The organism is Paenibacillus sp. LBL, from assembly GCF_029893715.1.
GTDB lineage: Bacteria > Bacillota > Bacilli > Paenibacillales > Paenibacillaceae > Paenibacillus_AQ > Paenibacillus_AQ glucanolyticus.
Genome location: NZ_JARXYU010000029.1, coordinates 1 through 19,277 on the forward strand (window position 1 = coordinate 1; position 19,277 = coordinate 19,277).

Annotated in this window: 18 protein-coding genes; 11 read left to right on the top strand and 7 right to left on the bottom strand. The window is 49.2% G+C overall.

Translation table 11 applies throughout. The annotated features are described in order from the left end of the window. Nucleotides 1-511: 511 nt before the first annotated feature. On the top strand, nt 512-2,299 hold the full coding sequence (locus tag M2277_RS30440) for an ABC transporter ATP-binding protein (RefSeq protein WP_280756312.1): 1,788 nt from the start codon (nt 512-514) through the stop codon (nt 2,297-2,299). Beyond that, entirely contained in the window at nt 2,296-4,158 is a 1,863-nt protein-coding gene (locus tag M2277_RS30445; RefSeq protein ID WP_280756313.1) for an ABC transporter ATP-binding protein, read from the top strand. Before M2277_RS30440 ends, M2277_RS30445 begins: the two co-directional genes overlap by 4 nt. 94 nt (nt 4,159-4,252) lie before the next feature. Here the strand turns inward: M2277_RS30445 and M2277_RS30450 are convergent, their stop codons facing one another. Next, complete coding sequence (locus M2277_RS30450) at nt 4,253-5,095, bottom strand: chemotaxis protein (protein ID WP_280756314.1); 843 nt, start codon at nt 5,093-5,095, stop codon at nt 4,253-4,255. Nucleotides 5,096-5,405: 310 nt separating this feature from the next. On the opposite strand from M2277_RS30450, the gene M2277_RS30455 reads away from it, so the two are divergent. Genes M2277_RS30455 through M2277_RS30470 form a run of 4 tightly spaced genes read left to right on the top strand, consistent with a single transcriptional unit; the run spans nt 5,406 to nt 8,899 of the window. Next, complete coding sequence (locus M2277_RS30455) at nt 5,406-6,785, top strand: right-handed parallel beta-helix repeat-containing protein (RefSeq protein ID WP_280756315.1); 1,380 nt, start codon at nt 5,406-5,408, stop codon at nt 6,783-6,785. Further along, nucleotides 6,782-7,360 carry a nitrous oxide reductase accessory protein NosL gene (locus M2277_RS30460; protein WP_280756316.1) on the top strand — a complete coding sequence of 193 codons (579 nt, stop codon included), beginning with the start codon at nt 6,782-6,784 and terminating at the stop codon, nt 7,358-7,360. The genes M2277_RS30455 and M2277_RS30460 overlap by 4 nt, the downstream gene beginning before the upstream one ends. Beyond that, the gene (locus tag M2277_RS30465; RefSeq protein WP_006210807.1) at nt 7,350-8,171 is read left to right on the top strand and encodes an ABC transporter permease; all 822 of its coding nucleotides are present in this window, start codon (nt 7,350-7,352) and stop codon (nt 8,169-8,171) included. The genes M2277_RS30460 and M2277_RS30465 overlap by 11 nt, the downstream gene beginning before the upstream one ends. Next, nucleotides 8,168-8,899: an ABC transporter ATP-binding protein gene (locus M2277_RS30470; protein ID WP_148247380.1), complete on the top strand. Its 732-nt coding sequence runs from the start codon at nt 8,168-8,170 to the stop codon at nt 8,897-8,899. Before M2277_RS30465 ends, M2277_RS30470 begins: the two co-directional genes overlap by 4 nt. A gap of 60 nt (nt 8,900-8,959) precedes the next feature. On the opposite strand, the gene M2277_RS30475 is transcribed toward M2277_RS30470, so the two are convergent. Both M2277_RS30475 and M2277_RS30480 read right to left on the bottom strand, forming a co-directional pair. Then, nucleotides 8,960-9,448: a FixH family protein gene (locus tag M2277_RS30475; protein WP_280756317.1), complete on the bottom strand. Its 489-nt coding sequence runs from the start codon at nt 9,446-9,448 to the stop codon at nt 8,960-8,962. A gap of 14 nt (nt 9,449-9,462) precedes the next feature. Further along, nucleotides 9,463-10,875, bottom strand: a complete 1,413-nt coding sequence (locus tag M2277_RS30480) for a PepSY-associated TM helix domain-containing protein (RefSeq protein ID WP_280756318.1) — start codon at nt 10,873-10,875, stop codon at nt 9,463-9,465. A 138-nt stretch (nt 10,876-11,013) separates the two neighbouring features. Here M2277_RS30480 and M2277_RS30485 point away from each other — a divergent pair, with 138 nt between their 5' ends. From M2277_RS30485 to M2277_RS30495, 3 genes are all read left to right on the top strand, one after another. Beyond that, on the top strand, nt 11,014-11,574 hold the full coding sequence (locus M2277_RS30485; RefSeq protein ID WP_280756319.1) for a redoxin domain-containing protein: 561 nt from the start codon (nt 11,014-11,016) through the stop codon (nt 11,572-11,574). Nucleotides 11,575-11,683: 109 nt separating this feature from the next. Then, a complete protein-coding gene (locus tag M2277_RS30490; RefSeq protein ID WP_006210802.1) occupies nt 11,684-12,508 on the top strand; it encodes a sensor histidine kinase in 825 nt (274 codons plus the stop codon). After that, a complete protein-coding gene (locus M2277_RS30495) occupies nt 12,508-13,164 on the top strand; it encodes a response regulator (RefSeq protein WP_036639363.1) in 657 nt (218 codons plus the stop codon). Before M2277_RS30490 ends, M2277_RS30495 begins: the two co-directional genes overlap by 1 nt. A 98-nt stretch (nt 13,165-13,262) precedes the next feature. On the opposite strand, the gene M2277_RS30500 is transcribed toward M2277_RS30495, so the two are convergent. The 3 genes from M2277_RS30500 to M2277_RS30510 all read right to left on the bottom strand — a co-directional run bounded on the left by M2277_RS30500 (nt 13,263) and on the right by M2277_RS30510 (nt 15,931). After that, nucleotides 13,263-13,610 (bottom strand): hypothetical protein, encoded by a 348-nt coding sequence (locus M2277_RS30500; protein WP_006210800.1) that lies wholly within the window; start codon nt 13,608-13,610, stop codon nt 13,263-13,265. Nucleotides 13,611-13,814: 204 nt separating this feature from the next. Further along, a complete protein-coding gene (locus tag M2277_RS30505) occupies nt 13,815-15,521 on the bottom strand; it encodes an ABC transporter ATP-binding protein (protein ID WP_036639361.1) in 1,707 nt (568 codons plus the stop codon). A 68-nt stretch (nt 15,522-15,589) separates the two neighbouring features. After that, nucleotides 15,590-15,931, bottom strand: coding sequence for a hypothetical protein (locus M2277_RS30510; RefSeq protein WP_280756320.1), 342 nt, complete (start codon nt 15,929-15,931; stop codon nt 15,590-15,592). A 227-nt stretch (nt 15,932-16,158) separates the two neighbouring features. On the opposite strand from M2277_RS30510, the gene M2277_RS30515 reads away from it, so the two are divergent. Then, on the top strand, nt 16,159-16,638 hold the full coding sequence (locus tag M2277_RS30515) for a nucleoside deaminase (protein ID WP_280756321.1): 480 nt from the start codon (nt 16,159-16,161) through the stop codon (nt 16,636-16,638). A gap of 42 nt (nt 16,639-16,680) precedes the next feature. On the opposite strand, the gene M2277_RS30520 is transcribed toward M2277_RS30515, so the two are convergent. Continuing rightward, complete coding sequence (locus M2277_RS30520) at nt 16,681-17,466, bottom strand: arylamine N-acetyltransferase family protein (RefSeq protein ID WP_006210795.1); 786 nt, start codon at nt 17,464-17,466, stop codon at nt 16,681-16,683. A 115-nt stretch (nt 17,467-17,581) separates the two neighbouring features. Here M2277_RS30520 and M2277_RS30525 point away from each other — a divergent pair, with 115 nt between their 5' ends. Then, entirely contained in the window at nt 17,582-19,240 is a 1,659-nt protein-coding gene (locus M2277_RS30525; RefSeq protein WP_280756329.1) for a YcdB/YcdC domain-containing protein, read from the top strand. The last annotated feature ends 37 nt before the right edge of the window (nt 19,241-19,277 follow it).

The window sequence follows — 19,277 nt, forward strand, 5'->3', positions numbered from 1 at the left end:
AAAACACCTCCAAGGTTGTCTCCATATCTTACGACATGGTTGCATTCTCTTGAAGGTGTTTTAATTTGTCTCACGCTATGGGGTCAGTCCCTTCCGCCATTCGGAGCCAGGGCTTTTTTATATGATTGGATAAAGGCTGGGGGAGGGGGGCTTTCAATTGCAATTTAATTTACATCATTAAATATTAATTAGATGAATTCAAAATTGCTGTGATTTTTTTGAAAAACGGGAACCCACGTTCTTGTCATATCTTCCCAGTAAGCTTATTATTATCAATAGGGTTGTTTAAACGTTGACTTCAAGTGATGGGGGCGGGGGAATGAACGATAGGGATCGGAAATGAACCAGCTATTAGAAAAGGCAGCATAGCGATGTTCCTGATGGATTACGGAAGGTAATGGCATGATCTTATTCAATCTTCTGTCGCTGTGTAATCCGAATAGTTTGAACGGGATTGCTGTGAAGCAGCTTCCTACGACGTGTTACTCGAAGCGGGAGGGATTATGAACGAATGCAAAGCGATCAAATGTTAAAAAGCAAGCGAAGGACCGCGGGTGTTGGTGTCTACCGGGACATGCTTGTCCGATATGTATTCCCTCACAAAAGGCTGCTGGCAGCTTTAACGGGGCTGCTGTTATTTTCCATTGGACTGCAGCTGATTAATCCGCAGATCATCCGGTATTTTATCGATACGGCACAAGGAGAGGGCAGCATGACCTCCCTTTATTACGCGGCCGGTTTTTTTATCGTATTTTCATTGCTTCAGCAAGGCGTATCCATTGCGGCGGCCTACTACAGCGAGAACCTGGGCTGGACGACAACCAACAAGCTGCGTGCTGAATTGGCGGAGCATTGTCTCTCTTTGGATATGAGTTTTCACAAAACGCAAACGTCAGGCTCGTTAATCGAGCGGGTGGACGGCGACGTCAACGCACTTGCTAATTTTTTCTCCAGTTTCATTATCCATTTGTTCGGCAATCTGATCCTCATGATCGGGATATTGGCACTTTTGTACCGGGAGAACTTCTGGATCGGATTTGTGATGACGGTGTTTGTTATCGGAAGCATCTACGTTATTCAACGGATACGGCAGTTTGCCATACCGGTATGGAAGCGGTGGCGCGAGCTGAATGCGGACTTCTATGGATTCATTGGAGAGCACCTCGAAGGTACGGAGGATACGCGTGCCAATGGAGCCGCAGGATATGTCATGAACCGATTCTATGAGATGGCCAGACGCATGCTGCCGGTTCGCGTTCGGGCGTTCATTGGATTTTTTCTGATGTGGAGTACAACGATATTGGTGTTTGCGCTCGGAAATGCCGCCGCTTTTATTGTGTGCTTCATTCTGTGGAAGAATGGACAGAGCGGCTTGACGATCGGTTCCATTTATCTTGTCTTCTATTACACGGAACTCCTTGCGAAGCCGATCGAGAAGATCCGTACCCAGCTGGAGGATCTGCAAAAGGCAGATGCCAGTTTGATGCGGGTCCGGGAACTGCTCGCGACCGAATCACTGATTAAAGACGGCCCGGGAGCTCAGCTTCCGTCTGGTCCGTTGTCAGTGGAATTCCGCAATCTGAAGTTTGCGTATGAAGAAGGTGGGAAAGCGACGCTTGAAGATCTGCAGCTGCGTCTGGAGCCTGGGCAGACGTTAGGATTGTTAGGGCGTACAGGCAGCGGTAAAACAACGATTGCACGCCTGCTGCTGCGATTCTATGATCCCCAGGAGGGGAGCATCGAGCTTGCAGGAATGGATATCCGGGGCTGCAAGCTCCATGAATTGCGTCGAAAAGTTGCCATGGTCACGCAAAATATTGAGATTCTTGAAGGGACGGTCCGTGACAATCTGACTTTGTTTGATGAGGGAATCGCTGACAGCGATATCGTGTCCGTTCTGGAAGAACTCGGTCTCGGGGATTGGTATGCCTCCCTTCCGAATGGATTAGATACGAACCTCGCCTCAGGCGGTGGCAGCCTGTCTGCAGGCGAGGCCCAGCTGCTGGCATTCGCACGCGTGTTCCTGACGGATCCAGGCCTCGTTATCCTTGATGAGGCATCATCGCGACTCGATCCGTTAACCGAATACCGGATTGAAGCAGCCATTACGCGTTTGCTGCAGGAGAAGACGTGCATCATCATTGCACATCGTCTGGCTACCGTCCAACGTGCCGACCGCATTCTCATTCTGGAGAATGGAAGAACGCTTGAGAGCGGACGCCGGGATGAGCTTGCTTCAGATCCGCAGTCGCGGTTTAGCCGCATGCTTGCCGTTGGAATGGAGGAGGTGCTGGCATGAAAACAAGACATTTTTTCTGGCGGCTGATTCTTTACCGCCCCGGTCTATATCTTTTGAACCTGCTGGCATGGTCCCTCATTCATATGGCACCGCTGGTTCCCGGACTGCTGACCAAGGCCTTCTTCGATCATCTGGAGGGTACATATACTTTCCCTTACGGAGTCTGGGCGATTGCGGTGCTTCTGATTGGTGCAGCTTTAGCCCGGATCGCACTTATCTACGGCGGATTTATGACAGACGTGCATTTTCGGTTCCGTATCAGCACCTTGCTGCGCCGCAATATGCTGTCCCATGTTATGAAAGAACCGGGAGCACGGGCAATTCCATGTTCCCCCGGGGAAGCAATTAGCAATTTCCGAGATGATGTTGATCAGGCCGAAGAAGCCACCAGCTGGTCGGTGGATACTCTGGGACTGATCGGTTTTGTTATGGTTGCCAGCTGGATTCTCATCTCCATTGATCTGCAGCTTACGATTCTCGTATTTGTCCCGTTAATTCTGGTGGTAACCGCAGCACAAATCGCAACGGCACGCATTCAGAAATACAGGGCGGCAAGCCGGGAATCAACGGCTAAGGTAACCGGGGCGATCAGTGAAATGTTTGCCAATGTCCAGGCCATTCAGGTGGCTGGCGCCGAGAAACGCGTAGTCGACCGGTTCTTAAGCCTTAGTGAGAAACGGCGTCAATCGATGGTTAAGGATAAGCTGTTAACGGAAACCTTGTCCTCCATATTCACCAACTCTGTCAATTTGGGTACAGGGCTGATTCTTGTCCTTGCCAGCTTCAAGATGCGGAATGGCGATTTTACGGTCGGTGACCTGTCTCTCTTTGTATATTATTTAACTTTTGTTACCCAGCTCATATCCAACGTAGGCAACTTCATGACCTATTACAAACAGATGGCGGTCAGCTTTCAGCGGATTAAAACGATGCTGCAAGGGGCGCCTGCGTCACTGCTTACAGCAGCCAACTATATCGGTATCGGTCGAGTTAAGGGCAAACGCAGGAGCCATGGCGAAGAAACCGGAAGTCGTGTGGCTGAACGGGATTCAGAGGCTATGGGGATGATGGAGAACTCAGCCATCTCCATGGCTGAAGACGGAGGGGAGAGCACTTATATTCAGGCACCTCCCCTCTCGATATTGGAAGTACGGGGACTCTCCTATCAATATCCTGAAACCGGACGCGGCATCTCGGACATTGACTTCACGCTGAAACGCGGTTCCTTTACCGTTGTTACGGGGATGATTGGCAGCGGCAAAACGACACTGGTTCGCACACTGCTGGGCTTGCTGCCGGCTGAAGCCGGTGAAATTCGGTGGAACGGCGAGAAGGTGGCAGAGCCAGCGGATTTCTTCATTCCACCTCAAAGTGCTTACACCGCTCAGATACCCAGGCTGTATAGCGACAAACTGCGCAACAACATCCTGCTTGGAATATCCGAACAGCCAGGAAGCCTGGATCGCGCGCTTTATGAAGCCGTTATGGAAGATGATATGAAGCATCTGGAATATGGTCTGGAGACGATGGTCGGTCCGCGCGGGGTGAAGCTGTCCGGCGGTCAGGCGCAGCGGACTGCTGCCGCCAGAATGCTGGTGCGGGACGCACAGTTGTATGTGTTCGATGACTTGTCCAGCGCACTCGATGTGGAGACAGAGCGGAAGTTATGGGAGCGGCTCTTCCGCGATCGAGACGGCGCGACATGTCTTGTTGTGTCTCATCGGAAGGCGGCTCTTCATCATGCCGACCATATCATAGTATTAAACGGTGGAGTAATCGAAGCTGAAGGTACAGCAGAGCAGCTGCTGCGTTCAAGCGAGAGCTTCCGTCAGCTGTGGTACGGTGAAGAAACAGGGTGAGAAAAGCAAGCTCATAACGGGTAGCGTTCATTGTCACGCATCATAGCAATGCCGCAAAGACCTTTCGTCTTTGCGGCATTGCTTATTTATCTTGTTAAAGTTGATTGATTCCACGCCAAGTAGCTTCTAAATTAGAGGCGATATATTCCAGTATCGGTTTGCTGTAGAAATAACCGCTGTGAGCGAGCGGATTCCAGCTTGTCAACCAGTTTCCAACATTAACGGCCACATCTTTACGCACGGTGCGATCATATTCTTCATTTACGTTTTTGAGGGGGTATGCGAGGATATCGTCTGCATCATAGAAATTAACCCATTCGCCGAGAAGCTGGTGATGGTAGTTCTTCAACTGCTCGGAAGGAACCTCGATCGGTCTGTCAAAGTCACGGTAGCGCATGCTCCACAGGGGCAAGGTAGTACCCAGAGTGTAGAACAACGTCAGCAGTTCGCCTCGCTCCAAGGGAGATTTCGGGTCAATGACCAGACGGTGTCCGCGGGAGGAGAATTGCAGATCATAGAAGAAATTGCTTGCGATCACGCTCCCCAGGCTATGCGAGATGACACATAACGGAGCATGGGGACCGGCGGATAAGGTTAGTCTGTGGAGGGCTTCACTGATGGTCCGATGGACGGCTTCGTAGTTCTGGTCTTCGGATTCCACGGGCTGATAAGCTACCGCATCCGCCAGATTATGAATGACGTACTGCCTGAGCTGCTGGTAACGCAAACGATAAGGCTTTATGCTGCTGCGGATTAACTCATCTTCACGAGACGCAAAAACATCGGCCCAATGCACGGCTTCCATTGCCAATTGATCATGCGGAATTCCGGATGTTCGAGAGAAGGTTTCTTTTAATTTCTGCATAAATTTATCCGCATAATCTTTTTTCTGTGTTCCCAATCCGTGTACAATGATCACTGCAATTTTTTGCTCCATGCAACGGCAGCCCCCTTCATCGGAAATGGAATGAATGGATACCTTTACCTCTTTATAAGCGATATGTACTCCGATTGTAAATAGGTTATTACAGTGCATAGCACTGTGAGGGAATATCTCAGGGCTGAAGATGACCCCATAATTGTGAAAAATCTGTCCATAAATCAGAGACGATTTCGTTAGCATATAGCTCGATATGGTCATAGGACAAATTCAATTCCATTGATATAATCAGTTCATTCCAATACGAGCAGGGAGGGAAATGAGTGATGGTCTTTGGCATTCGTCCAGTTCATGGTGTCGATGCGATATGTTGACAAGAAGGCGAAATAAAACCGCAATCCTCTGTTTCATAATGGTTGCAGCCGTCTTGATAGGACAGGCAATCATCTCTGTCTCAACTGCCGAAGCAGAACTGGCCAATACAACTTCGAGCACTGGCGAGCTGCAAGCCCTGATAGATCAGGCGCACCCAGGGGAGCGCATCCGGGTTCCATCCGGGGTTTATGAAGGGTCATTAATACTATCGAAGAAGATTACGCTGGAAGCGGAGACGGAAGGAAGCGTATCCATCGTAAACGCCAACCCTAACACGAGGTCAGTCATACATATTGCAGCAGATGATGTGAAAATTTCGGGTATTCAGATCATTAACGAGTCTCCATCTAAAATTCCTGCGCTTCTCATAACAGGGGACCGCACCGTTGTGGAGAACATGAATATTCAGACAGCATCACAAGGCATAGTCCTCGAGGATGCGAATGATGGGCAATTCAGGAGCAATATCATTCAGTGGAGTGACTCGGCGGCAGGCCGGGCCGTGAAGCTGTTTGATAAGGGAAACGGGATCGACTTGTATAATTCGCATCGGAACATCATTCGCGATAATACGATTCAGCGAGTGCATGATGGGATCTATATGGAGAATAGCGATGACAATCGACTGACCCTTAATGTGATTGAACATTCCCGTTACGGGATTCACAGCATGTATTCAAAAGGAGCCGTTATTCAGAATAACCAAGGGAATTTCAATTATACCGGGGCGATGATCATGGCGAGCCGTGAGGTAGAGTTAACCGGGAACGTGTTCAGAAAACAAAGCGAGAACGTAAACTCGCAAGGAATCCTGATCTTTCAGGTACAGGACTCTCTATTTAAGGACAATAAGGTGATTGGAAACCGGGTGGGTCTGTATCTGGAACAATCCGAGAACAATCGGATGGAGAATAATGAGATTGCGAATAATTTTATCGGCATTCAGCTCTTGGGTGCACGGGACAACCTCATCACGGGCAATACCCTGTCCGGGAATGTTGCCGAAACATTGGCCCAGGACAGCGCCAACAATTCACTTGATCGTAATTATTGGGACTCGTTCCAAGGGATTGACACGGACGGTGACGGCATCAGCAACATTGCGTATGCGATCAATCCTTTTTTTCAGGGGCTTATTAAAAAACGACCGGCATTCCAGCTTTTCTTCCAATCACCGAGCATGGTATTTCTGGAAGGACTGTACCAGGCTGACCAGAATACCTGGATCACCGATGAGGAACCGCTCATGGTTCCGTTGACCTCTGATCAAACTTCCGGCCAAAAAGCTTCGTCTACCGCAAGCGGACTTATCGGAGCAGCTTTATTGATCTTAACGTTATCTATTTTACAATGGGCAAGGAGAAGAGAATGATGAAATGGACAAGAAGTTCCAAATCGTACCGGGTTTCGCTAACTGCGCTGTGTATATTGGCCGTTTGGCTGATGACCGCTTGTGGGAGCAAGGACTATAAACCGCAGGCTATTAATGAAGAAACCGATCGCTGCGTTATTTGTAACATGGCGATAAAAGATGACGTATTTGCGACTCAAATCATCACGACTGACGGTCAGTCGCTAAAATTTGATGATATTGGCTGCATGAATGAATGGATCACGCAAAATGGTACCGATACGGTAGGCGCTACGTTTGTCAGGGATTATAACAGCAGCCAATGGCTCAAATACGAAAAAGCCTATTACGTTTATGACGCCTCTATCAAAACACCGATGGCATACGGTCTGGTTTCGTTTGAACAAAAAACGGAGGCCGAGGCGTTCATGAAGGAACAAGGCACAGGCAAACTCATGACAGCCGAACAATTGGAGGACCATTCCTGGGAAGTCAACCGAGACATGATGGATATGGGCTCACATGACCATTCCCACACTGAAGAAACAGCTGATGCGGAAGAGACCCACAAGGAAGAAGAACATCATGGTAAATGATGCGGTGCATATTGCCGTCAGAGAAATGAAGATGGGGTTTCGCAATCCGTGGTCCTATTCATTCATGGGACTGTTTGGATTGTTTATGTTATGTTTGCTGCTTATTAATAACGGCGGCTATGTGGAGGGATACTCCAGCATAACGGGTACCATGCTGAATTTGATATTGTACCTGCTTCCGCTGATGACGTTGATGCTGGGCGCGTTCTCCCTGACAGGCGATAAGGAGGACGGAAGCTGGGAGCTTCTATCGTCTTATCCGCTCCGAACGTTGTCTTTTATATTAGGGAAGTTTGCGGGGCTTGCTGTCGTTCTGTTTGTTCTTGTTTCCTTCGGCTTTGGCCTGTCGGCCGTTATGGGGTGGATCACGGGCAGAGGTCTGGACGCACATACTTACATTCTGTTATATGGCTATTCGATCAGTCTGGCGCTTATGTTTCTGGCGGTATCCTTTCTGATCGGCACCGTGGCTGTCAATCGCTGGCAAGCATTGACCGTTGCTGTTGCGGTATGGTTTTTCGCCATTATCGCATGGTCACCTCTGCTTATTGCGGTGCTTGGCATGATGCCTTACGGTTGGATAAAACCCAGCATTTCTGTGTTTACCTTGTTTAATCCTGCAGAATTGTCGCGGATATTTGCTGTGGTGAAACTAGGCGGCGGCTCCGTTCTCGGACCGCAGTATTACGATTGGGTCCGATGGATTCGGCAGCCGATGGGTTCGGCGGGTTATATCATAGCCATTCTGGTCTGGGTAGGGGCATCAACCGGTTTGACTCACTGGCTGTGGGAGAGGGGGAGAGCGCGATGAGTGAAACATTTGTACAAATGACCGATGTAGGCAAAACGATCAAGGGTCAGATCATCGTCAACCAGCTAAACCTGAAGATTCCAAGGGGACAGGTTGTGGCTCTCCTGGGAGGAAACGGCGCCGGCAAGAGTACGATTCTCCGGATGCTGGCCGGAATCATCCAGCCCACCAGCGGGGACATCCGGGTAGGGGATTGGAGCTGGAAGGAGAACCGCAGAGGATATGCGGAACTTATCGGTTATATGCCTGACGATTACAGATTCAGTCCTGGACTGACAGCAAGGGAGACGATGGCCTTCTGGGCAAAACTTAAGGGACTGACGGCAAAGCATGGCGATGATATGCTTGCCCGGGTCGGATTGGAGCATACCGAAAAAAAAACGGTCTCCTCCTTCTCTAAGGGGATGCGGCAGCGCGTTTTGTTTGCGCAAGTATTGTTGGGGCAGTCCCCTCTTATCATCATGGATGAGCCCACGAACGGTATGGATCCCTATTGGATGCAAAGCTTTGTGGAAATGGTTCGCGAAGCGGCGTACCGAGGTCAGACGGTGTTATTCTCAACACATCAGCTCCACATCGCGGAGGCTTTGGCAGATCGAATATTATTTCTCAAGGAAGGCGCGATTCGTTTCGAAGGGTCCGGTGAAGATATTCGGCAGCAGTTGGGTTCATCAGGCATGGAAAAAGCATTCGATTATTTATTCGGTATAGCCGATGCTCCCAGATGAGTAAGAGCCGTAAGTGACAGTTGACCTGCTCACGACGGCTCTTTTGCTTATCGTATGTTCTTAATGATGGTGGTGTCCTCCTCCGTCAGGAGTCTGGACAGCGTCGCCCTTAAGGGACTGTTCGATTAGAGCTAGCTTCTCGACTGCTTCATTGCCAATCGCAAAATACCGGGAAGGCATCACCTGATAATCCTTCGAGTGGACTCGGCACGTTACAACATAGAGTCCCTTATCCAGTTTCTGGCTGGCTTCATAGAGTCCCGGTTTCGTTTGGTGACCCTCAACCATTTGTACAGCTTCCGGATCGTTCTCAGGGAAAATTTCAAATTGCACCCGATCGGCATCCTGGAACGGTTGTTCATTGTCCTCGATGGCAACGGAGAAGGTTTTGTTGTTGTCCGAATCCGCACTTGTTGTGATCTGTAAGTCAACCGACAGGTGAGGGAGAAGGCCGTCTGCCGATGGGGACGGATCATGGGAAGTGCATCCGCACAGCAAGAGCATCATGAGCAACAAACCGAATACAGCTGTTTTTATTTTAGATGGCATTTGCGCAACTCCTCCTAGGCTGTAAACCAGTGTTTTAGTGGTTTAATATGACGAATGATCAGTACATCGAGCAGCAAGACAACCAGAATGGATACACCGACCAGCGGCATGATCACCCCAAAGCACAGCATAATCGCCAGCACCCCTATGGTCAGTCGTTTTTCCTTCGCCCGGCCCGGTGCTCCAAGCTTCCCTGAAGGCTTGCGTTTACGCCACATGAAGTAGGAGCTGATCGCGATAAGCATGATGCCGATGCAGGTCAAGAGGCCAAGAATCTGATTGGCAACCCCGAACAATCGTCCTTCATGGAAGGCAATGCCGAGCGTGATCGCTTTGGCCATGATGCCATAATCCTGAAACCGAACATCGGTCAGGATGGCTCCACTATACTGATCGACATGCAGCGTAGCATTAAGACCGGGCTTCTTATGGTCGGTAGAGATGGTGTACACCCCGCTGTTTCCATTCGGCATGGAGATGGTGTAAGGCTTCTGAACGTTTTTCTGGTCTGCGATTCCGGTCATTTCATTAACATCCAAACGGATATAGCTGCCGCTCATCGATGCAGGTACCGGAATGTTCTCGGCGGCCCATGGAATGTCTTCGGCAACATCTTTTGCGACCGTAACCGATTGGGGCTTGTCCATAAAACCTAATGCATACGGGGGATAATTGGTATGCGTGGCATTGGCAAACCGATCGATTTGTTTACCCAGTACGCCTGACCACGGAAGTCCGCTGAGGATGAGAATCACGATGCTGATGGACAGCCAAAAAGCAGGGACGGCATGGAGATCACGCCAGAATGTGCGGCTGCCTCGTTTGCCTAATCGGGGGAGCAGCGTACCCCATATCGCTGATTTATTGCGCGGCCACCATAAATAGAGACCTGTAATGACAAGGATGACGGCCCAGCAGGCTGATAGCTCGACGAGCCGGTTCGGCCATGTTCCGCTCATCAGCAATTGGCTGTGCATTTTTTTGAAGAAAGCGGAGAAGGTTTGGTCGCTGTTCTGAATCCCGCGGATCGTGCCTGAATAGGGATCGGCATACAGGATAACGGATTGTTCATTGCGTATGGCCGACATTCTGAACGTGGACTCCGGGTGATCAGGCAGGGTGATCGAGGATATCTTGGTACCCGGATAAGCACCCTCTGTCTTGGCAATGATCTCGGATGGACGGAGTGCCTGCGAGCCCACTTCGCGTACAGTGAGCATGTCCTTGTACAAGTACCCTTCAATCTGCGGCTTGAACAGATACATGGACCCGCTGAACGCCAGAATAATCAGAAACGGTGCGAAAATAATACCAGCATAAAAATGCCATCTCCATACCGACTGATAAAGGGAAGTCGTCCAACGGACACGCGGTTTTTTGGATCTTGTTGCTGGGGTGATAGCATCCTCTTCTAACATACTTTTCATCAATCATTACTCCCTGTTAAACTGGAATTTTTCTTACAATTGTTATTATAGATGCGACTCTATCTAGCACCTATGGCTCGAAGTAGTCATTTTCATCGGTTTTTGACAATATTTTGATGATGCTTAAAGGAGGTCAATATGATTCGCAAAATTTCCACAGGAAATATTCGAGTGATCCGGCACCTGTTGTTAGGGAGTGCACTGATCCTCATTGTCATTCTGACAATGAAGTCGGTTCTTACATACACCGCTAACGAAGCCGATGTTCGAATCGGCCATGAAGTCCCTGATTTTACGTTAACCACGATGGACGGAAAGGAGATACAACTGAGTGATTTCAGGGGATCGGGGGTATTGCTCAATTTCTGGGCTTCCTGGTGCAACCCTTGTGTTAACGAGCTCCCTCTTATGAACGAGGCTTCCAAGAAAATGCATGGCGTGGAGGTGGTGGCCGTCAATGTCGGAGAAGACGCAGCCATCGTAGAGCGGTTTGCAGAACGCTATGATCTGGAATTCAAGATCTTGCTGGATCAGGACAATCAAGTGAAACGCCTGTACCGCATCACAGGTTTGCCAGCGACAATTCTGATCGATAAGAACGGCATCATGGTTGATCGCGTCGTCGGCGAGCTGGATGATTACAGCCGTATCCTGGGTCTTATGCAGCGGGTTCAGTCAAGCCAATCCGATCTCCAATAGCTCTTTGGAGCCATACCGATATATAATGATATTGATTACAATGAGGGAATAACGAGCTTGACCAGACATCACGAGATAAGTCATGAAATTAACGAAGGCGGGAAATAACATGTCCTATAAACAAATGAAATGGTTGATCTTAATCATTCCAACCTTGACGATTGGCATCTGGGAGTATGTTCGCCATGAGTTCCTGCTGCCTTATATATCGATGGATTTAGGGAATTGGCTTGCGCCGGTGATTGTGTTTTTGGTATCCATTCTGTTTCTGACGCAGCTGTTCTCGTTGATAGAGCGTAACCAGGCGGAGCTGAATGAAGCCCGGGCGCTGCATGCATCCCTGCAGGAGCGGGAGAAAATTGCCCGCGAGCTTCATGATGGCATTGCACAATCCCTGTTTTTGCTGAATGCTCAGATCGATCGGATGGAGGCCATCGGAGACTCCGGGGAACTTCCGTATCAGGAGGTCAAAGAGAGTGTGCATCGTGCCAATACGTATGTGAGAGAGGCAATCGCCAATCTCAGATACCCTATAGATCCGGAGTCGGTCTCCTGGATGCAGAGCATGAACAGTCTGATAACTGAAATTAAGCAGGAGACCAACCTCCAATTTGATATACAGTGGGATATTCCGGACACGATGCTGTCTGCCAAGGAAAAAGTGGAGCTTCTGGCCTCAATAAGGGAATCCTTATTGAATATCCATAAACACGCCGAAGCAAAGCATGTATGCATAACGGCGGTAGAAACGGACTCAGGCTGGAAGTGTTCCGTCAGCGACGATGGAAGGGGCTTTGAGTTGAACAAGCCGCTCAGCAGCAACCGATACGGGATCAAAATTATGAGAGACCGGGCAGAGGCCATGGGCTGGAAATTCATGATGGAAAGACTGCATAACAAAACGATTATTAGCATTCGGAAGGAGATCACCTAATGAATAAACAGCCTTTTCGGGTATTAATCATCGATGACAGCGATCTTGCGAGAGAAGGAATCCGCACCATCTTGAGCAGTGATTCTACCTTTGAGGTGGTAGCTGAGGGGCAGAGCGGCGAGGAAGCCCTGGAGCTCACGGAGAAATGGATGCCTGACATCATCCTGATGGATATTCAGATGCCTGGAATGGGCGGACTAGAAGCGACCAAGCAGGTCAAGGACAAGTTTCCTTACGTTAAAATCGTGATGGTCACGGTATCCGATGATATCGCCCATCTGTTTGATGCCTTGAAGCGCGGAGCGCAGGGGTATCTGTTAAAAAACCTGAATCCTGAATCGTGGCATGAATATCTGAAAGCTATAGCCGTGGACGAAGCGCCGATGAGCCGTGAACTCGCTTTTCGAATACTAAAGGAGTTCTCGCAGCAAGAGAAACCGGATCCAGGCAACAGTCCGCTAACCGCACGGGAAAGAGAAATTCTGGGCCGCGTGGCCGAAGGTTTGTCCAATCGCGATATCTCTGTCGCCTTGTGCATATCCGAGAATACCGTCAAGAATCATCTGAAAAATATTTTGCAAAAGCTGCATTTGGAGAATCGGGTTCAGCTTACCCGCTATGCCTTTGAGCAAGGCTGGATGGGGAAGAGAACGTAAGTATAGCCGCAGATGATACCAAATCTCCAAGACGGTTTAAGGGATGAAGAGGACACGAAATTTAAGATTCCGGCAAAAGAAACCGGTGCATGGTGTGTTCATTTCTGTTTAACAAGGAAGATGCCAACCGCAATGACTCCGATGCCGACCCAGTTCTTCCAAGTCGGAACTTCCTTCAGGAACAGGTAAGCCACTCCTAATGAAATCAGGATTTCCAGGCATTTAGAGAAGATGAGGGTGTAGCCTAATTGATCGGTAGCTTTGTATCCATAGCGGATCCCGTATCCTATGCACATATTGGCAATGAGGAACAAGGGGAGCATGAACAACTGAAACTGCAGCGTAGGCCAGAACAGATGCTGGATATGCTTGGTTTGGTATGAAAATACGAGATTGATGATCGACAGACCGCCGAAGAGCAAGCCGATACTGTAGATGTAGAACATAAAGCGCCTCCTATAACCATAGTCATTGCGGTACGCCATTAATGTTTCCTCGCAACAACTTTTTTATCCATGGACAATTTGAACGAATGCTGTTGTGCAGTCCTGCTGAAATTTTGTAAGGCCTTCGGTGCAAGCGAAGAGTGTGCTTGGCAACATAAAAAGGATGGCTCCCTTACAACCGGGAACCATCCTTCTTTCATATGCTTAATGAACTTGATGAAGCCGGCTGTACACGCCGCCGGAATGAATCAATTCCTGATGTGTGCCCTGTTCGGCAATGCCATCGGAATTCACGACGATAATCCGGTCCGCACTCTGAATCGTGGTCAGGCGGTGAGCGATAACCAGCGTTGTTCTGCCCACCGACAGTTCTGCAAGCGACTTCTGGATTTGGGCCTCCGTCTCTGTATCCAGTGCGGACGTGGCTTCGTCCAGGATCAGAATCGGCGGGTTCTTAAGGAACATTCTCGCAATGGATAATCGCTGCTTCTGACCGCCGGACAGCTTGACTCCGCGTTCCCCGATGATGGTCTCCATGCCGTCTGGCAGGCTGCGTATCAGGTCATCCAGCGATGCTCGCCGAGCGGCTTCCCAGATTTGATGATCGGTTGCATGTAAATCGCCATACGCGATATTGTCCCGGATCGTGCCGGAGAACAGGAAGACATCCTGCTGCACGATGCCGATATGCTTGCGCAGGCTTCGCAATTGGACATCCCGGATATCGATTCCATCAACCGTAATGCTGCCTTGCTCCACCTCATAGAAGCGGGGGAGCAGACTGCAGATCGTCGTTTTGCCCGCACCGGAAGGACCGACAAACGCGACGGTTTCCCCGGCACGAATCGACAGGTGAATGTTATTCAAAATGGTTCTTGACGACTCATATCCAAAGGTTACCCCTTCAAAGCGGATATCTCCCCGGACGGAGGAGAGGGAAACGGCATCAGGGGCATCCGCGATTTCCGGATCGGTTTCCATAATCTCCAGGTAACGTTTAAAGCCGGCAATGCCTTTGGGATAACTCTCGATAACCGCATTGATCTTCTCGATCGGGCGGAAGAAGATGTTGGAGAGCAGCAGGAATGCCATGAACTCACCCATTTCAAGCTTGCCCTGGATAAAGAACCAGGCACCGCAGATCATAACAAACACCGTGATTAATCTCATTAGCATATAGCTGACCGACATGCTCTTTGCCATGGTTTTGTAAGCCAGCAGCTTGGTGGCACGGAACTGCTTATTCTCCTCGGCAAACAGCTTCTTCTCATGTTCTTCATTAGCAAACGACTGAACGACACGGATACCGCCAACGTTGTCTTCGATGCGGGCATTGAAATTCCCTACATTCCCGAACAATTGTCTATACGTTGTTGTCATCCTCCCGCCGAATTTGATGATCAGCCATGCCATGAATGGCACGATGATGAAGGTTAGCAGTGCAAGCTCCAGATTAATGTAAGCCATTAGGGAGAACGATCCGAGCAATGTCATGATGGCAATAAACACATCCTCCGGCCCATGGTGAGCTACTTCTCCGACATCGTTCAGATCATTCGTGATGCGGCCCATGAGGTGGCCGGTTTTGTTGTTGTCAAAGAAACGGAAGGATAACTTCTGAATATGAGAGAACATGTTCTCCCGCATATCCGTTTCAATATTAATGCCCAGCATATGTCCCCAGTAGGTCACAATATATTGCAGCGCGGTGTTCAGCGCATAGATGGACAGCAGGACGATACAGGCGATAAGGATCAACGGCCAATCCTGGCTTGGCAGCAGATCATCAATAAATTTGCTAACGGCCAGCGGAAAAGCAAGCTCAAGGAGTCCGGCGATGACCGCGCACGTAAAATCAAGAATGAACAATCCCTTATAAGGACGATAGTACGAAAAAAACTTTCTGATCAAGTATCATCACGCTCCAAGTTATACCTCTGTCAGGGTTATGGGTTTGAATAAACAATGTCTAACAGCCATTAACGGCTGTCACTGGGCTGCTTCGTATCATACAACTCAAAAGCTTGAATGTACTCGTGAATGATCTGATCCACGGCCTTCAGCTCTCCGCTGACCACGTCTTTAATTGCTTGAAAGTCGGGGTCATTTACCTGCTTCCTCAAGGTATCCCGCTTCACATATAAATGGTCTAGAAAAGACAGCGCACGCCCCCTGCGAAACGTCTGCGCCATCTTACCGCCTTCTCTGCCGCCGTGGTGTTCTTCAAGACGTCTTCCGTGACGCCCGCCCTGATGGTGGCTATCGCGATGGCGGAATTCCTCCCGGTTCTGGCCCGGCAAATCCTGATCCTCTTTTCGCATGCAGCACGACCTCCTTCAAAATTAATTGTATACGTATGTATACCTGATAATTTGATTGTATACGTTCGTATACAATTTCGTCAATCCATTTATTTAGGATATTGGAAAATTCGAGGAGACAGAGGGAAGATATGCTATGATTATACATAATCGCCCCGAGGAGAATGTAGTGAGATTGTGACCACGGGAGCGTAGAGAGTAGAGACCATAGAGGGGAGCTTAACGCAATGACCGTACATAATCATGAATACTGGATGCAGATAGCCATCGAGGAAGCCCATCAAAACGTTCAGAATGTGGAGGGTGGACCTTTTGGAGCGATTGTCGTTAAAGAGGGGAAAGTGATAGGCAGAGGCCGGAATCTGGTTACTGCTCTGAATGACCCTACAGCTCATGCCGAAGTGCAAGCGATACGAGAAGCATGCCTGCATATGGAGGATTTTCAGTTAAAGGGCTGTACGATTTATACCAGCTGCGAGCCTTGCCCGATGTGCCTGGGAGCTATCTATTGGTCAAGACCGGACGCCGTCTATTATGCAAGCACCAAAAAAGAGGCAGCCGAGATCGGGTTTGATGATCATTTTATATATGACGAGATTGCAACACCCATGGAACAGCGTTCGATTCCCATGAAGCAGATTCAGACCGATGATTATTTGCTGCCCTTTCAAGCCTGGAGCTCAGCCGAGCGCAAAATTGAATATTAACATGAAGAACCCGGGTTTCCTGTAAGGGTAGCCCGGGTTTGTTTATGACTTGGCAATTTTGATGCCAAAATAAGTATTGAGCGCATTCGCATATTCCTGCTCGTTGCCTGGCTTAAAGGAATGGACGCCGCTGGGCTTGTAGATTCTGAATTCGTCATTGTCAACAGTGTTTCTGCCTTCTGCCGTACGGATGGATACTCGGGCGGTTTTGTTAAAGGGCGATTCGGGAGCATGCTCGCACCAGAATGAAGTCGTAATGAAATCTCGGGGGAGATTCGGTTCCTCCGTAAAGGAGAATACGGGATCCCAGGCTTCCTTCTTCCACTCCTCAAGCATCCAGCCGTATGCTTCTGTTTGTACGAGACGGTAGGTTTCATTGCCCTGGGTTTGCTCCAGGCCATCCACCAGCTCCAGCGGCTGACGCGGACCTGCCCCTCCCACACCAACATCGGCAATAAAGCGCTGCTCCCCGATATTTATCTGCAGAATATGATGCCTGCGTTTGGCTGGAGTATCGGTTTCATCCCGCCAGAAGCGGCCGAAGTAATGAGTGACCTCAAAACCCAGCTCCTGCAGCAGCCAGCCAAACAGGGCATTCAGCTCGAAGCAGTAACCGCCGCGGTGCCTCGTCACGATTTTATCGTAAAGATGGGGGATATCTAGGGAAAGGGGAATTCGGTCCAGGATATCGAGATTTTCATAGGGTACGGTGTGCACATGCTGCTCTTGCAATCTGGCAAGCATATAGGCACTATTTACAATTGGGCCGGTGTATCCAATACGATCCAGATACTGGTTTATGTCCAGGGTATTGACCTTGTTATTCATTTCATCACCGCAACTTTCGTATTTGGTCAGCTTGGTAGAACGTAGCGAAATATAATTATATACTTTATATCATAAATCAGAACTTTCTAATAGAGAAGGAAACGGAGTGGAGATTATGCCGATGGATATGACCGCCCTTCGGACGGCAGCTAGAAAAATAACATTCATACCTGAGCATTATAGACTTGTTATGGAGGACAATACCCCTAAGGGTTTTAATGAAAGAGCAAGAACGTTTATTTGGGAGGATCCTCAGCTTAAAGATCATAAAATCGAGGTATCTTTAAGTTTGAAAACCGGACAGCTGATGAGGCTGGAAATCGAACAGGAGTCACATGAATCGATGGAGGAGGCTGTTGCAATTGAACAGGCGAAGAAGGCCGCGAAAGCGTTCATGAGCAAGTTTCATCCGGATCATAAAGTGTTGACCTCCCTTCACGCTGAGTTTAAGAGAAACCGCTATGATGTCGAAATCAGGGCCGAAGTAGGAGGATTGCCTCTGCCTAATACCGGATGTGAAGTCAGACTTGATCAAAATTTAAATGTGGTCCGATATCAGGCGGACGAATACACGGGGGTGGAACTTCCCGGTTGGCCTTCTGAAATCGTCACCCCTGAGGCAGCGAAGGAGCGGATCATTCAGGATATACATATGGGGTTAATCATTACGACATTATATCCGTCAGTTTACGAACTGGAAGGGAATGAGGAGCAGCATCGTCTGGTTTATGAACCGGCTCAAGGACGTCGCAAGATCGATGCCGTGACGGGTGAGCCCTTGTTTGCTCTGCAGCACGATCTGCTGCCGCCTACGTTTCCCATTCCCCCTGCTCATGATGAAATACAGCAGCCGTCCAAAGAGACTGAAGAAGCATTGCTTGAGGCGATGGCTCATTCAAACCCCGAAACGGAGAATATGTCCTTGGATGGATACACAAGCCTGATTCGCTTCTGGGAGGCACAGCTTGGGATAGATACCGCAAGGTACGTTCTGGATCGGCCCAGAGGAGACGAGGAGAACCTAATTCTGTACTATTTTGAAAAAAACCTCGCGAACAATGAAGCTGGCGCGGATCAGGAGAGTTGTCCCACAACGGACCCGTTATCCGTTGACGGATACATGGAAAGACGATGGGGAGACGCACTTCGAAACTTTGATGCGGCTTATATGGTACATATTGATAAATCGACGGGCCATCTGGAAAGGCTGCATTATAAGCAAAGGAGCCCTGAGGGTGAAGCGGTGTTAACGCGTGAGCAATGCTGGAGGGTCGCAGAACGATTCTTGCAGCGGTTCTTCCCTGAATATGCGGCATACTTGCAATTGGAAGTGGAGCGGGATGAAGAGGGGTCGGTAGCGGATCAAGAGCTTGAGGAAGAACAAGGCGCAGCTGAACCGCGCAAGCGGGAGAACTTCCATCTATCGTTATTTGTTGATCAATACAGGGTCAGGACCGAGCGTGTTCATATCAGCGTAAGTACCATTACAGGTGAAGTCCTTATCTACCGCAGTGTGTCGAAGGAGAGAATTCTAGAGCTGGAGGCCTGCCGGTTTGAGTCCATGGTTTCGCCCGAGGAGGCGCTTGCCCGTTATGCGGACCATCTCGAAGTATCGCTTAGGTGGTTCATTGACGGTGATGACAACACATCATGCTACAAATTAATCTATGATCCCGTCTACAAGAGGAGAGCAGATCTGGAAGGAACAACGGAAGAGCATATACTGGAATTTATCGATGCCGTGAACGGAGAGCCTGTGTGGATGAAGATGTAGTGTATTATAAATGTTCATATTATGCCGTATCACAAAA

Coding starts and splice junctions, on each gene's coding strand:
- M2277_RS30470 (WP_148247380.1), top strand. CDS start 8,168: ATGAGTGAAACATTTGTACAAATGACCGATGTAGGCAAAACGATCAAG.
- M2277_RS30450 (WP_280756314.1), bottom strand. CDS start 5,095: ATGGAGCAAAAAATTGCAGTGATCATTGTACACGGATTGGGAACACAG.
- M2277_RS30500 (WP_006210800.1), bottom strand. CDS start 13,610: ATGTTCTACATCTACAGTATCGGCTTGCTCTTCGGCGGTCTGTCGATC.
- M2277_RS30440 (WP_280756312.1), top strand. CDS start 512: ATGCAAAGCGATCAAATGTTAAAAAGCAAGCGAAGGACCGCGGGTGTT.
- M2277_RS30525 (WP_280756329.1), top strand. CDS start 17,582: ATGCCGATGGATATGACCGCCCTTCGGACGGCAGCTAGAAAAATAACA.
- M2277_RS30480 (WP_280756318.1), bottom strand. CDS start 10,875: ATGAAAAGTATGTTAGAAGAGGATGCTATCACCCCAGCAACAAGATCC.
- M2277_RS30445 (WP_280756313.1), top strand. CDS start 2,296: ATGAAAACAAGACATTTTTTCTGGCGGCTGATTCTTTACCGCCCCGGT.
- M2277_RS30455 (WP_280756315.1), top strand. CDS start 5,406: ATGTTGACAAGAAGGCGAAATAAAACCGCAATCCTCTGTTTCATAATG.
- M2277_RS30465 (WP_006210807.1), top strand. CDS start 7,350: ATGGTAAATGATGCGGTGCATATTGCCGTCAGAGAAATGAAGATGGGG.
- M2277_RS30515 (WP_280756321.1), top strand. CDS start 16,159: ATGACCGTACATAATCATGAATACTGGATGCAGATAGCCATCGAGGAA.
- M2277_RS30475 (WP_280756317.1), bottom strand. CDS start 9,448: ATGCCATCTAAAATAAAAACAGCTGTATTCGGTTTGTTGCTCATGATG.
- M2277_RS30485 (WP_280756319.1), top strand. CDS start 11,014: ATGATTCGCAAAATTTCCACAGGAAATATTCGAGTGATCCGGCACCTG.
- M2277_RS30495 (WP_036639363.1), top strand. CDS start 12,508: ATGAATAAACAGCCTTTTCGGGTATTAATCATCGATGACAGCGATCTT.
- M2277_RS30520 (WP_006210795.1), bottom strand. CDS start 17,466: ATGAATAACAAGGTCAATACCCTGGACATAAACCAGTATCTGGATCGT.
- M2277_RS30460 (WP_280756316.1), top strand. CDS start 6,782: ATGATGAAATGGACAAGAAGTTCCAAATCGTACCGGGTTTCGCTAACT.
- M2277_RS30490 (WP_006210802.1), top strand. CDS start 11,684: ATGTCCTATAAACAAATGAAATGGTTGATCTTAATCATTCCAACCTTG.
- M2277_RS30510 (WP_280756320.1), bottom strand. CDS start 15,931: ATGCGAAAAGAGGATCAGGATTTGCCGGGCCAGAACCGGGAGGAATTC.